Genomic DNA, 13,634 nt, shown 5'->3' with positions numbered 1-13,634 from the left:
TTCCTTACTTGATGCAGACGGCCCGCACCTGCTTGAGATCGGTCACGCCCTGCAGCGCCTTTTCCAGACCGTCCATCTTCAGGGTCAGCATGCCGTCCGCCAGCGCCTGGGCGAACAACTGCACTACGCGGGCGTGTTCCTGTATCAGCTTCTTCAGCGGCTCGGTGCCGATCATCAACTCATGCAAACCGACACGGCCCTTGTAACCGCTGCCGCCGCAGGTGTCACAACCCTTGGCCCGGGTGAAGACGAGATGGCCATCCTTGCCGTAGTCCTTGATCAGGCGCTCTTCCGTCGCGGCGTAGGCTGCCTTCATGTCTTTCTGGAAAATCTCGGTGTTTTCCAGTTCGCTGCAATACTCCTTCATGAACAGCCGGACTTCCTCGGCGTCGGGCGTGTAGCTCTCCTTGCATTTGCACAGACGCTTGGCCAGACGCTGGGCCAGAATGCCCAGCAGGGCATCGGAGAAGTTGAAGGGGTCCATGCCCATGTCGAGCAGGCGAATGATGGATTCCGGTGCGCTGTTGGTGTGCAGGGTGGCGAACACCAAGTGGCCGGTCAGCGAGGCCTCGATGCCGATGCCGGTGGTTTCGGCATCGCGCATTTCGCCCACCATGATGATGTCCGGATCGGCGCGCAAGAAGGCCTTCATCACCATCGGAAAGTCCATCACCTTCTTGTTGACCTGAACCTGGCGCAGGCCTTTCTGGGTAATTTCCACCGGATCTTCGGCGGTCCATATCTTGGTATCGACGGTGTTCAGATAACCCAGCACCGAGTGCAGCGTGGTGGTCTTGCCGGAACCGGTCGGACCGCAGACGAAGAACAATCCGTAAGGTTTGGAGATGGTTGCCTTGAGCTTGGTCAGGTTGGTCGGCAGCACGCCCAGCTTGTCCAGCGGAATCGGCTCGCCGCCGGCGAGGATACGCATGACGACGTCTTCGACACCGCCCGAAGTAGGAATCGTCGCCACCCGCAGTTCGATATCCAGCGGCCCGTACTTCTTGAACTTGATCTTGCCGTCCTGCGGCTTGCGACGCTCTGCGATATCGAGGTCGCACATGATTTTGAGGCGCGCCACCATCGCATTGCGATAGCTGGCCGGTACTTCGATGTACTTCGCCAGCGAACCATCGCGGCGGAAGCGGATCAGCACCTTGTCCTTGCCCAGGCCCGGCTCGATGTGAATATCCGAAGCGCCCTGCTGATAGGCATCGATGATGACCTTGTTGACCAGCTTGACCAGTTCATTGTCGGCCGCCGCGGAGATATCGTCGGCGGATCCACCGTCACCTTCACCCTCATCCTGATCGAGGGTCGACAGCAAGTCGCCCACCGAGCTGTCGTCGGTAAAACCGGGGACACCGGAGGCACCGAACAATTGATCCAAGGTCTGCCCGAATTCGTGGTTGGTGGTGACCCGATAGACGACCTTGGCCCGCGGGAACACGTTGTTGACGATACGCGAGCCCTTGACCTGCTCGGGGTCCATGCAGACCACCATGACGCCTTCCGGCCCCTCTTCCACCGGGGCCCATTTGGCCTGCTCCAGAAAGTCCCGTTTCAGGTTCTTTAGCAGGTCGACGGGCTTGATGCGGTCGGCCCGGAACGGCTCGTAGGGCACATTGAAGAACTTGCCCAGGGCAACACCCAGCGCCTGGTGCTTGACCTGGAACTCGTTGACCAGCACTTCCTCGATGTCGAGATTCTTGCGCCGCGCGGTGCGCTGCGCAAGCTCCAGTTCCTGCGCCGAAATGACGGCGTCGGAGACCAGGAAGTCATATTTGGTCTTGACCGCCTGGGCCGGCTTGCTGCGCTGATTGAAGGCAATCGCCAGGGTCTCGCACAGCCCCTTGACGCCTTCCTGGGCGACTGCGGCGAATGGCGTGCCCGCCTTGTTGTTGATGATCTGGACCACGCCCAGCAGTTCGCCGCTCTGCGCATCCACTACCGGCGCCACCAGCATCTGCTTGGTGCGATAGCCGGTGCGCTTATCGACTTCCTGCAGGAAACGCAGCGAGGGATTGATCGCCTTGAGCTCCGTATCGTCATAGACGTCGCGGATATTCACGGTCTTCTTGGCCAGTGCGACATGACCGGCGATACTCTGGTCGGCGATCGGCAGGCGCAGATCCTTGAAGGAATTCAGGCCGGTCTTCACCTTGGAAACGATGGACGCCTTGTCGTCGCCTACGGTATAGATCGTGAGCCGATCGGCATTGAACAGACTGCAGATTTCGCCGGACAGCTCCAGCATGATTTCATCGATGTTGGATGTCGCATGAATCCTGTTGGTAACGACCTGGAGATTCTTGAAAAATGCAAGGCGGGAGTCCACATCGGACCCGGCGGCCTCAGGAGATGCGGCAGGAACGGCACTCATCGGACTGACTCCATGGCACCAGCGTAGGCCCTCATGCCGCCATCGAGGAGCACAGCATTAAAGCCACGCTGGGAAAGCAAAAACGCAGCGGCGGAACTGCGACGTCCGGTCTGGCAATACACAATATATTCCTTCGCCATATCGAGCGCCGCCGACGCCTGACGAATGTCGTCCAGGGGTATGTTGATCGCACCGGGATAACCGTCGCTCCTGTATTCGGCAGGAAAGCGCACGTCGATCCAGGTCGCGCCTGCGGCAACCCGCCTTGTGGCCTCGTCGCCGGCAACCTTCTGCAGCAGCGGCGCGCGCAGCAATTCATTGAAGTCCTGCTTGGCCAGACGCAGCAACATCCCATCCGTTTCCATTATTACCGTCGCATTGCGCACGGTATCGGCCACCAGGGCCTCCTCGCCGAAGGCATTGCCTTCCTTGAGCTCTGCCAGTTGCATGCGGGAACCGGCGACCAGCCGAGAAACCTTGCAGCGTCCGCTTTCGATCAGATAGTAGTAGTCGCCGGGATCGCCCTGTTTGATTATCGTCTCGCCGCGCTTGGCCGGAACGCGCACGAACTTGGCCAACAGGGCCTGAATGTGGGCGGGAGGCAGTGACGCAAACGCACCGATCGTAAGATTGTCCACCGCGAACATGCCGGACATCATGCGCCAGTCGGTGCTATCGCTTCCACCCTGGGCATTCGCCGTCGGCACAGCCAACTGGGTCCAGGTCAGGACGATATCCAGGGTATCTTCCTCGAGGGCCAGCAACAGGACGTCGGTTATGGCCTTGCTCATAGCCGGCACCCTGCCGCCGCGCGCCAAGGGCGCAGCCGCCAGATCGAGGCCGCCGACCAGAACCCGCGACGTGCCATCCGGCAGCGTCACCAGCAGTTGCCCCCGCACCAGATAGACAACCTGCCGATCCAGGTCGGTGGCGCGAAATGGATCGCTGCCGCGCGCTGCCATGAACGTGCGGCAACGCGGCAACAACTCGCGCAAACCGTCACTGCCAAGCGACATCAACGGTTGCAAGCGGGCCAGCAGCTCAATATTCACCGTATCGGTCATGTTCAGATTTCGAAAATCTGGTTGTTCTGCAGCATGCCGGGGCGGAATTCACCAATGCAGTCTTCGATCTCCTGCATGGTCAGCTCGATTTGTCCCGGCTTCAGATGGGTGATGAAAACCTCGGCGTCGCGCTGCAGATGGGTCAGTTCTTCCAGCAGCATGCTCGGACACAAATGCAAGGATGCGACGGCCAGACGCTTCTCGCTGTCCGAAAAGGCGCACTCGATGATCAGGTAGCGCAGATTGCGAATCAGGTTGACCTGCTGCCACAGATCGGGGCAAGGCCCGGTATCGCCGGTAAATACCAGACTGCCGTGCCCGGAATCAAGGTGATAGCCGACGGCCGGCACCGTGTGATTCGCCGGCAGGGGCATTATCTTGCGGCCATCGAGGTCCACCGCCTCCCCGACGCGTATCGTGGCGAAGCGCAGAAACGGCTTCTCCGGCGTCGGAATCACGCTGAAGTCAGGCCAGATCGCCCAGTTGAACACATGTGCGCGGATGATTTCCAGAGTCGCCTCGGTCGCATGCACCGTCACCGGGCGATTGCGCATGTCGCCCACCGTATCGACCATGAACGGCAGGCAGGCAAGATGATCCAGATGCGAGTGGGTAATGAACACATGATCGATCTGGGCGAGTTCGGCGATCGCCAGATCGCCTACCCCCGTTCCGGCATCGATCAGGATATCGTTATCGACCAGAAGCGAGGTCGTGCGCAGATGGCGCCCGCCGATTCCACCACTACATCCGAGGATTCGTACCTTCATGAGCCCTACTTGGTTTCGAAAATGGTGACGCCATCCCAGTTCTCTCCGGGCGGCTCCTTGCGCAGGTGTTCAACGCGCTTGACGTACAGATCATAAAGGTAACGAGGCTTGATGCGCTGCAGATTCATCAGCGTCAGTTCCGCCTGATCCCAGTCCTGGGTCCGATAGGCGCGCAAGGCTTGGTTCCACAGCTTGATTTCCTCAAGATCCTCGCGCGCGACCTTGCCTTCCTCGCCGACCGGCTCGTAGATACCCACCGGATCTTCCTTGCCCTTGACCCGCACCCGGTCCAGTTCGCGGAAAACGAATTCCTTCTTCAGCAGTTCGCGCGTGCTTTCGCCGACAATGAAGCCAACTCCGTACTGTTTGGTGATGCCCTCCAAACGCGACCCGAGATTGACGGCATCGCCCATCACCGTATAGGACTGGCGCACCGGCGAACCCATATCGCCGACGGTCATCGGCCCGGTGTTTACGCCGACGCCGATCTTGAGTTCAGGCCAGCCGCGCGCCACCAGATCCTTGTTCAGTTCGTGTAGCGCGACATGCATTTCCAGGCCGGTAAGCACGGCATTTCTCGCGTGTTCGGGATCATCCACCGGCGCCCCCCAGAAGGCCATGATGGCGTCACCGATATACTTGTCGAGCGTGCCGCGGTGCTTGCGCACCACCAGGGTCATGGCGCCCAGATACTGATTCATCAAGGTTGCGAGTTCGTTCGGTTCCAGGCCTTCGGATATGGTCGTGAATCCGCGTATATCGGAAAACAGCACGGTGAGTTCGGCCTTGCGCCCGGCCATGCTGTAGTTCTCCGGATCGCGGCTCATCTCCTCGACCAGTTCCGGCGGCACATACTGCCCGAACAAACCGGTCAACTGGCGCTTGGTTCGGGACTCGACAAAATAGCCCCAGGACATGTTCATCGCGTAAAGCAGCACAATCGCGATCATGCCGTTGGCCAGCGGCAGCACCACGTGGGAGACGTGCCAGAAGCTGAAATTCACGCTGAGCAGCAGCAGCAGCACAATGACGCCGACCACCGTGGCACGCAATGGCGACAGCATGGGCAGCAGGAAAACCATCACCGCGCCCGCGATCAGCACCAGAAGCACGTCTGCGCCGAGAATGTAGGGGGGCTTGTGCTTGATCGCCCCATCGAGCATGCCCGCGATCAGATTGGCGTGTATCTCGACCCCCGGATAGGCCGCCCCAACCGGCGTGGCGCGCAAGTCCATGAGTCCCGGGGCGGTGGTGCCGACCACCGCAATCCGCCCGGCCAACTGTTCTTTGGGAACCTTGTCGTTGAGTACATCGGTAATCGAGATATAGGGGAAGCTTCCCTGGTAGCCGCGATAGGGAATCAAGGTCGCCGCATTTTCGTCCACTGGAATGCTCATTGCGCCGCCATTGGCGCCTTTGAGTTCCAGCCACTCCATGGCCGCATAAGAGCCGGGTGCGTTTTCGGGGTAGCCCGGAGTAATAGACGGATTACCCAGCAGGTTGCGCACCATTGCCAGCGAGAGAGACTCGTAGTACTTTCCGTCGTATTCCACCAGCAGGGGAACCCGGCGCGACGTCCCGTCGATATCCACCAGCGGATTGAAATGCCCGGCGCCGGCCGCGGCCTTCTGAAACTCCGGCAGGTTGCCCCCGAAACTTATCCACTGGGTAAAACCTATGCGGCGGCCACTGAATGTACCGGCGGGGAACACCGGTGCCGGAGCGGCACCGGAACTGACGCCGCCTTCCTTGCTGGAAAAGTAGTAACCAAGGACGACAGGTCGATTTTTCAGCGAAGCCGCGAAGCGCGCATCGTGGTCAAGCTGCGGGCGCAACTCGCGCAGCGAAGATTGAAAGCCCGCCACATCCCTGAGTTCCTTTTTCGCCAGGGACTCGAGCGACTTGAGGCCGGAGCTTTCGTCGGGCTCGGCAAAGACCACGTCGAAGCCCACCAGCCGAATCCCGTACTGGTCGAACAGCTTGTTCATCAAGGTCGCCAGCTTGTCGCGGCCCCATGGCCAGCGTCCCTGTTCGGCCAGCGATTTCTCGTCGATATCGAGTATCACCACGCGTTGATCCACGCCTTGCGGCATGGTCAGGCGCACCTTCACGTCGTAAATCAGCGAATCCATGTGATTGATGAACGGAATCTGGTAAACCCGCGCCGAATGGCCGAGCAGGACCAGAAGTATCAAAAGTCCGAGCGCGTAACGGGGCAGATACTGTTTCAAGATATCTCCATGGCTTGTCGGTCTTTTGCTTCAGTTCTTCAGGAAGAATTCCATTTTTATGCCCGCCAGTTCGATCACGTCATGGTCCGCAAGTTGATGTGCCTGGGTGCCGAGCGCCGTGCCGTTGACCACCGGGAAGCTGGTGCCTTCGACATGGGTAATGAAATAGCCATGCGGCCGACGCGCAATGACGGCTACCTGGACACCCGGCTTGCCCAGTGTGGTGAGTGTCTTGACCAGTTCCATTTCCTTGCCGGCATTGCCTCCCGACAGGAGCTGGATCACCCCCAGCGGCACCGCCGGGGCTGCTGCCGGCTGCGCTGCCGCAGGTTGCGCTGGCATGCCGGGCGAAGTCGAAGTGTGTTCGGCAGGGGTAGGAGTAACAACCGGAGCCGCTGGCGCGACGCCAGGCTGCTCCGCGGCGGCTTTCTGTGCGGCGCCGGGACGCAGAATCATGGTCTTTTCGAAATCCGCGGCCGCCGTCTGCTGGGGAATCTCACTGACATACTTCAGCCGGTACTTGCCCAGTTCGATGGTGTCGCCGTTTTGCAGGAAGTGCTTCTTGACCGATTGACCGTTGACGAAGGTGCCGTTGGTGCTGCCCAGATCCTCAAGAAAGGAATCATTGAGTATGGTGATTACTACCGCGTGTTCGCCTGAAATTGCCAGATTGTCGATCTGGATGTCATTGTGCGGCTTGCGACCGATCGTGGTGCGCTCCTTGGTCAAGGGAATTTCCTTGAGCATTGTGGTTTCCATGCTGAGTATGAGCTTAGCCATTGTTTTCGTCCTTCGAGGTCACTGAGCGCTGCATCACTTGAACCAGGCCAGGAAACGGGACCACCATCCGCGTGCGGCCGGATATTCTCCCTTCACCTTGACCAGGATTACCGAAACATTATCGCGGCCGCCGTTATCGTTGGCCATCTGGATCAACTGCATCGCGCATAACTCCAGATTCGCCGAAAGGGCGCCGAGAGTCATGGCAATTTCGTCATCTTCAACCATGTCGTTGAGGCCGTCCGAACACAGCAGATAAACGTCGCCGGGAATCACCGCGTGATCGTGGATCTCGGCCGCCACTTCGGGATCGATGCCCACGGCACGGGTAACCAGATTCTTGTTCTGCGAATGGCGAGCCTGCTCCGGAGTGATCAGGCCGGCGTCGAGTTGCTCCTGCAGTAGCGAGTGATCGCGCGTGATCTGCTGAAAATCCTCGCCGCGCAAACGGTACATGCGTGAGTCGCCGATGTGGCCGACCGTCACCCGGTTGTCGTGAAACACCGCGACCACCAGCGTCGTTCCCATGCCGGCATATTGCGGCTGTGTTTGGGAGGACTGATAGATCGCGCTATTCACCAGGCCCATCAGCGTTTCCAGGGTGACTTCGGCCCACGATCTGCCACCCACCACGCTGCTTGGTTCGCGTTCGAGGAAGGCTTTCGGAAGTTCCGCACCAAGCATGGTCGTCGCCATGCCACTGGCGACTTCTCCGGCGTTGTACCCACCCATCCCGTCCGCAAGCACGGCAAACCCGCACTCCATGTTGGCCATGACCGCGTCTTCATTGTTGGAACGCACCATGCCCGGATTGCTGCTGGTGACAATTTCCAGAACCGTACTCATATCCATGGATCGGCCCTCAGATGCTGATATCAACGCCCGAATCATCGGCGACGGCAGCGCCGCCGGTCATTGTCATGCAGGTGCGGATGTCTCGTGCGAATTCGGCACCCGTCTGATAGCGCGCATCGGCGTCCTTGGTCAGCGCCTTGTCGATGATCGCAGTCAGGCAGTCCGGCAGCGCGGGATTGACGGCGCGAATATCCGGGTGCGGCTCGTTCGCAATACGGAACATCAGTTGCGCCATCGAATCGCCTTCGAAGGGCAGCTTGCCGCAAGACATCTGGTACAACATTACCCCCAGAGAGAACAGGTCGGAACGGCCGTCGATCTTCTTGCCCGCAAGTTGCTCGGGCGACATGAAGCTCGGCGTGCCGAGCACCATGCCGGTCTTGGTCTTCGACGAATCGGTAATGCGCGCAATGCCGAAATCGGTCACCTTGACCTGGTCGGACTCCGGCTCGTACATGATGTTCGCCGGCTTGATGTCGCGATGCACGACATTGAATTCGTGTGCGTAGGACAGCGCATCGGCAACCCGCGCGACGATGCTCATGACGCGCGGCAGCGGCAGTAGATTGCCCGGCTTGGCGTAAGCCACCAGATCCTTGCCCTTGAGAAATTCCATCGCGATGTAAGCCAGATCGTGTTCCTCGCCGGCATCGAACATGGTGACGATGTTGGCATGGTTGAGACGTCCGGCGGTCTCGGCCTCGCGGAAGAACCGTTCCTTGACCTCGACCAGCTCGTCGGCCTCGAATTCCTGCGACAGAGCCATGGTTTTGATCGCCACCACGCGATTGATCTTCGGATCGCGACCGAGATAAACCACGCCCATCGCCCCCTTGCCGAGTTCCTTCTCGATTTCGTAACGGCCCAGCATCGGCTTTTCCACATTGCCCGCGGTATCGATCAGGCTGGCATTGCTGCGCCCGCCACTGCCGCCACCGAGAATCACGGTTTCCGACAGCTGCTTGGCGCGATTCACACGGGACTCGATATCGCGGAACTTCGGATTGAAATCGAAGATGTAGCGGAATACCGCCTCGGCCTTGTTGAACTGGCGCTTGCGCTCGAAATCCAGCGCGAGGTTGTACATGTTTTCCATCAACTGCTCGTCCATCGGGCACTTGCGGAACTTGTCGAAGGCCATGTCGAGCTGGCCCTGGCCCTGGAAAGCCAGGCCCAGCATGCGGTTCGATTCCGCCGAATCCGCATCCGACTTTTCCTTGCCGCGTTCGGTAACGACAAAACGCTTGACGGTCAGCAGTAAATGGCCGACCAGCAACAGGGCTGCCGGAATCATCAACTTCAACCACATCAACTGCGTCGACATCAGCACGAAGTGGATGACGATCAAGGTCACCAGGAGAGCCACGGTGATCCCCGCCGCCAAGCCGGCCTTGATCCGCGGCAGCAAGGCAATGAGATAGGCCGCGATCAGCAGGAACACCAGTTTTTCGACCCAGAAGCCCCAGGTCGGGGCGACGAAGAAATGTTCGGAAAGCAGGCTGGAAACCGCATGCGCCTGCATCAGCACGGCCGGCATCGATGGGCTGATCGGAGTCACGAAGACGCTGCCGACCGACGACGAGGTCGGCCCGATCAGAACGATCTTGTCGCGATATTTTTCATAGGGAATCTTGCCGCTCTTGACGTCGAAAAAGGAATCGATCTGAAACGCCGGATTGCCGTCCTCCCTATCCTTGTAGTAGAAAGTCAGCATCCGCGTATCGATGTCCGTGCCGATATTGAGCTTGCCCAGTTTGACCGAACTGCCGGCAACGACCCGAATGTCCGCCGGCGTCAGGTTGTGACTCTTGGCGGCCACCAACAGGGACAGCGAAGGGTAGGCCTGATCGAAGTAAGTCAGCACCAGCGGCTCGGTACGAATCGCGCCGTCGACATCCGCGGTCACATTGAGGTGGCCGATGGCCGTCACCACCTTGCCCAGCGGCTCGATCACGCCGGCGTCGACGCCCAGCGTCGGATAGGGCGGAGCCTCATCCGCAGCGGACAGCTTGACCGCATTTTTCTTGACGTAATCGGGCAGGTCCTTGTCCGGCCGTCCGCGCGGCTCCCCCAGCACGAACAGCATCGGCAGCGCCACATTGCCCGCCTTGGCGAAGGCATCCGCCAGCCGGCGGTCGGTATTCAGCTTCTTGTCCGCCTCGATCAGTATCGATTCGATCTGCGGGCACGAGGACGGCACGATGACCGGTTCCGGAGCCGGGGCTGCGGGCTCGCCAGCCACAGGCGCTGCTGTGGGCGCCGGCGTTGCGGCGACTGCCACGACCGAGGGCAGTGTGACGCCGCAGGTCTCGATCAGCTTGTTGATATAGGCCAGGCCCTGGTCGCGCTGCGGCTCCGAGTAGAACACCGTGGTGGCGATCACCTTGGCCTTGGCGGCAGCCAGCTTGTCCACCATGTCGGCCATGATCTCGCGCGACCATGGCCAACGGCCGATGTTGTCGAGGCTGGGCTTGTCGATCGCGATCACGGCGATCTTGTCCGAAGGAACACGCGAGGTAGCCGCCACGCCCATGTCATAGGCCTTGCGTTCCAGGCTCTGCAGCAGGTCTCCATTACCCAGAATCAGCACGACAATGCTGACCGCTACGCCGAAGAACCAGTCACTCTTCCAGAAGCTAGCCTTCTTCATCAGTCGCTACCCTGTGTGAGAGCCCTCATTAAAACAGGACAATAAGCGCAATTCTTACAGTCCTGCATCAAGTCCGTCAATCAATTTAATGACGTTCGGCGTTGGGTAGCCGAGCAATGTCGCGATTCTATGCGCAAAAAAGCCGTCCCGGTTTGCGCCGGGGCGGCTTTCGCGAAGTCCTTGCGCCGTATCACCAGCGCCAACTTTCGGAATGAGGCTTAAAGCAGTGCCTTGAGCAGCTTGGCCATTTCGGACGGGTTGCGCGTCACGGTGAAGCCGCACTCTTCCATGATCGCCAGCTTGGCGTCGGCCGTGTCGGCGCCGCCGGAAATCAGCGCGCCGGCATGGCCCATGCGCTTGCCGGCCGGCGCGGTGACGCCTGCGATGAAGCCGACGATCGGCTTCTTCATGTTGGCCTTGCACCAAACCGCCGCTTCGGCTTCGTCCGGACCGCCGATCTCGCCGATCATGATCACCGCATCGGTGTCAGGGTCATCGTTGAAGGCACGCATGATGTCGATGTGCTTGAGGCCGTTGATCGGATCGCCGCCGATGCCGACAGCGGACGACTGGCCGAGGCCGATTTCGGTGAGCTGGGCGACGGCTTCATAGGTCAGCGTGCCGGAGCGCGAGACCACGCCGATGCGGCCCTTGCGGTGGATGTGGCCGGGCATGATGCCGATCTTGATCTCGTCGGGCGTGATCAGGCCGGGGCAGTTGGGACCTAGCAGCAGGGTCTTCTTGCCACCCTTGGCTTCCTTGGCCTTCATCTTGTTGCGCACGATCAGCATGTCGCGCACCGGGATGCCTTCGGTGATGCAGATCGCCAGATCGAGGTCGGCCTCGCAGGCTTCCCAGATCGCGTCGGCGGCGCCCGCCGGCGGCACGTAGATCACGGAAACGGTGGCGCCGGTGGCGGCCCTGGCGTCCTTGACCGAGGCGTAGATCGGCACGTCGAAGATCTTCTCGCCGGCCTTCTTCGGATTCACGCCGGCGACGAAGCAGTTCTTGCCGTTGGCGTACTCGATGCATTTCTCGGTATGGAACTGGCCGGTCTTGCCGGTGATGCCCTGGGTGATGACTTTGGTATCTTTATTAATCAGGATGGACATAGCGCTTCCTTATTTGACGGCGGCGACGATCTTGCTCGCGGCATCGGCCATGGTGTCGGCGGAAATGATCGGTAGGCCGGACTCCCTGAGGATCTGCTTGCCGAGATCTTCGTTGGTGCCCTTCATGCGCACCACCAGCGGCACGCTGAGGTGGGTTTCCTTGGCCGCGGCGACGACGCCGGCGGCGATCGTGTCGCACTTCATGATGCCACCAAAAATATTCACCAAGATGCCTTTGACTTTTGGGTTCTTCAGCATGATCTTGAAGGCTTCGGTGACTTTCTCGGTGGTGGCGCCACCGCCAACGTCAAGGAAGTTGGCCGGCTCGGCGCCGAACAGCTTGATCGTGTCCATAGTCGCCATGGCCAGACCGGCGCCATTCACCAGGCAACCGATGTTGCCGTCGAGTGAGATATAGGCCAGATCGAATTTCGAGGCCTCGATTTCGTCGGCGTCCTCCTCATCCAGATCGCGGTAGGCGACGATCTCGGGGTGGCGGTAAAGCGCGTTGGCATCGAAATTGAACTTGGCATCGAGCGCCTTGATGCCGCCGTTGCCTTCGAGAATCAGAGGATTGATTTCGGCCAGGCTGGCATCGGTTTCCATGTAGCAGGTGTAGAGCTTCTTGAAGGTATCCACGGCCTGTGCCATGGAGCCTTCCGGCACGCCGATGCCCTTGCCCAGTTCGAGAGCCTGTGCATCGGTCAAGCCGGTCGCCGGGTCGATGAAGACCTTGATGATCTTCTCCGGTGTCTTGTGCGCAACTTCCTCGATGTCCATGCCGCCCTCGGAAGACGCCATCATGGCGACCTTCTGCGTGGCGCGGTCGGTCAGCGCGGCGACGTAGTATTCCTTCTTGATGTCGGCGCCTTCCTCGATCAGCAGGCGGCGTACTTTCTGGCCCTCGGGGCCGGTCTGGTGCGTCTTGAGCTGCATGCCGAGAATGGCCTTGGCGTAGATTCTGACTTCGTCCGGATTCTTGGCGACTTTCACACCACCGCCCTTGCCGCGTCCACCGGCATGGATTTGGGCCTTGACCACCCAAACCCGGCCACCGAGAGTTTCCGCTGCCTTGACCGCCTCGTCGACGGAAAAGCAGGGAATGCCGCGCGGGGTCGTCACGCCGAATTTCTTCAGGATTTCCTTGCCCTGATATTCGTGGATCTTCATGCGTCTTCCTTGATATATATGGTGCGTTGATCGGGAGCCGGCATTTGAATTGGGTTCGGGTGCCGGTCTTGTTGCCGCGGAATCAGCGCGTACCATACCGACGGTCTGATTCCGAAGTGGTCGTGCGCCGCCGCAAAAACAGGACTGTGGCGCGATTGTTGCGGCGCGAAATACTAACATAAGCGTACTTAATGGAAGCTTACAAGCGCCGCTCCCGCCTGCATACGGCCGCGCCGGGAGCCTGCATAATGGTTTTCCGTTCGAGCGCCCAAGGCTCACGCCCCGCCACCTGCAGGAGATTCCGATGAACCGCCCCCGCTTTCTGCTGGCCCTGGATCAGGGCACTTCCAGTTCGCGCAGCATCGTGTTCGACACCCGGGGCCGCATCGTATCCGTCGCGCAAAGAGAGTTCCGCCAGATATTTCCCCAGCCCGGCTGGGTCGAACACGACCCGCAGGAAATCTGGACCAGCCAGCTGATCACCGCGCGGGAAGCGCTGGCCAAGGCCGGCATCGGCGCCGCCGAGGTGGCCGCCATCGGCATCACCAACCAGCGCGAGACCACCCTAGCAGCCTGTCGGACTTCACCAATGTTATGCTATAATCATAGGCATTGAATC

General features: G+C 60.1%; 10 protein-coding genes. 1 reads left to right on the top strand and 9 read right to left on the bottom strand.

The genetic code is table 11. The annotated features are described in order from the left end of the window. Nucleotides 1-4: 4 nt before the first annotated feature. From RMO95_RS12510 to sucC, 9 genes are all read right to left on the bottom strand, one after another. A complete protein-coding gene (locus tag RMO95_RS12510; RefSeq protein WP_310450967.1) occupies nt 5-2,383 on the bottom strand; it encodes an ATPase, T2SS/T4P/T4SS family in 2,379 nt (792 codons plus the stop codon). Continuing rightward, nucleotides 2,380-3,447 (bottom strand): cyclic nucleotide-binding domain-containing protein, encoded by a 1,068-nt coding sequence (locus RMO95_RS12505; protein ID WP_310450966.1) that lies wholly within the window; start codon nt 3,445-3,447, stop codon nt 2,380-2,382. Before RMO95_RS12505 ends, RMO95_RS12510 begins: the two co-directional genes overlap by 4 nt. 2 nt (nt 3,448-3,449) lie before the next feature. Continuing rightward, the gene (locus tag RMO95_RS12500) at nt 3,450-4,217 is read right to left on the bottom strand and encodes a 3',5'-cyclic-nucleotide phosphodiesterase (RefSeq protein ID WP_310450965.1); all 768 of its coding nucleotides are present in this window, start codon (nt 4,215-4,217) and stop codon (nt 3,450-3,452) included. A 5-nt stretch (nt 4,218-4,222) separates the two neighbouring features. Further along, a complete protein-coding gene (locus tag RMO95_RS12495; RefSeq protein ID WP_310450964.1) occupies nt 4,223-6,448 on the bottom strand; it encodes an adenylate/guanylate cyclase domain-containing protein in 2,226 nt (741 codons plus the stop codon). A gap of 30 nt (nt 6,449-6,478) precedes the next feature. After that, the gene (locus tag RMO95_RS12490; protein ID WP_310450963.1) at nt 6,479-7,228 is read right to left on the bottom strand and encodes an FHA domain-containing protein; all 750 of its coding nucleotides are present in this window, start codon (nt 7,226-7,228) and stop codon (nt 6,479-6,481) included. Nucleotides 7,229-7,261: 33 nt separating this feature from the next. Further along, nucleotides 7,262-8,080, bottom strand: a complete 819-nt coding sequence (locus RMO95_RS12485) for a Stp1/IreP family PP2C-type Ser/Thr phosphatase (RefSeq protein ID WP_310450962.1) — start codon at nt 8,078-8,080, stop codon at nt 7,262-7,264. Between the two features lie 10 nt (nt 8,081-8,090). Further along, the gene (locus RMO95_RS12480) at nt 8,091-10,733 is read right to left on the bottom strand and encodes a serine/threonine-protein kinase (protein WP_310450961.1); all 2,643 of its coding nucleotides are present in this window, start codon (nt 10,731-10,733) and stop codon (nt 8,091-8,093) included. A 218-nt stretch (nt 10,734-10,951) separates the two neighbouring features. Continuing rightward, nucleotides 10,952-11,845 (bottom strand): succinate--CoA ligase subunit alpha, encoded by an 894-nt coding sequence (gene sucD, locus RMO95_RS12475; RefSeq protein ID WP_310450960.1) that lies wholly within the window; start codon nt 11,843-11,845, stop codon nt 10,952-10,954. Between the two features lie 9 nt (nt 11,846-11,854). Next, a complete protein-coding gene (sucC, locus tag RMO95_RS12470) occupies nt 11,855-13,015 on the bottom strand; it encodes an ADP-forming succinate--CoA ligase subunit beta (protein WP_310450959.1) in 1,161 nt (386 codons plus the stop codon). Between the two features lie 304 nt (nt 13,016-13,319). Here sucC and RMO95_RS12465 point away from each other — a divergent pair, with 304 nt between their 5' ends. After that, nucleotides 13,320-13,631, top strand: a complete 312-nt coding sequence (locus tag RMO95_RS12465; RefSeq protein ID WP_310450958.1) for an FGGY family carbohydrate kinase — start codon at nt 13,320-13,322, stop codon at nt 13,629-13,631. The last annotated feature ends 3 nt before the right edge of the window (nt 13,632-13,634 follow it).

Origin of the sequence: Sulfuritalea sp. (assembly GCF_031426875.1) — a bacterium.
Taxonomy (GTDB): Bacteria; Pseudomonadota; Gammaproteobacteria; order Burkholderiales; family Rhodocyclaceae; genus Sulfuritalea.
The sequence above is the reverse complement of the archived record's forward strand: the minus strand, read 5'-3'. Positions and strand labels throughout refer to the sequence as shown.

What these genes read in the sequence shown, in the direction of transcription:
- RMO95_RS12485 (WP_310450962.1), bottom strand. Translation starts at nt 8,080, where the DNA reads ATGGATATGAGTACGGTTCTGGAAATTGTCACCAGCAGCAATCCGGGC.
- RMO95_RS12500 (WP_310450965.1), bottom strand. Translation starts at nt 4,217, where the DNA reads ATGAAGGTACGAATCCTCGGATGTAGTGGTGGAATCGGCGGGCGCCAT.
- sucC (WP_310450959.1), bottom strand. Translation starts at nt 13,015, where the DNA reads ATGAAGATCCACGAATATCAGGGCAAGGAAATCCTGAAGAAATTCGGC.
- RMO95_RS12490 (WP_310450963.1), bottom strand. Translation starts at nt 7,228, where the DNA reads ATGGCTAAGCTCATACTCAGCATGGAAACCACAATGCTCAAGGAAATT.
- RMO95_RS12465 (WP_310450958.1), top strand. Translation starts at nt 13,320, where the DNA reads ATGAACCGCCCCCGCTTTCTGCTGGCCCTGGATCAGGGCACTTCCAGT.
- RMO95_RS12505 (WP_310450966.1), bottom strand. Translation starts at nt 3,447, where the DNA reads ATGACCGATACGGTGAATATTGAGCTGCTGGCCCGCTTGCAACCGTTG.
- sucD (WP_310450960.1), bottom strand. Translation starts at nt 11,845, where the DNA reads ATGTCCATCCTGATTAATAAAGATACCAAAGTCATCACCCAGGGCATC.
- RMO95_RS12510 (WP_310450967.1), bottom strand. Translation starts at nt 2,383, where the DNA reads ATGAGTGCCGTTCCTGCCGCATCTCCTGAGGCCGCCGGGTCCGATGTG.
- RMO95_RS12480 (WP_310450961.1), bottom strand. Translation starts at nt 10,733, where the DNA reads ATGAAGAAGGCTAGCTTCTGGAAGAGTGACTGGTTCTTCGGCGTAGCG.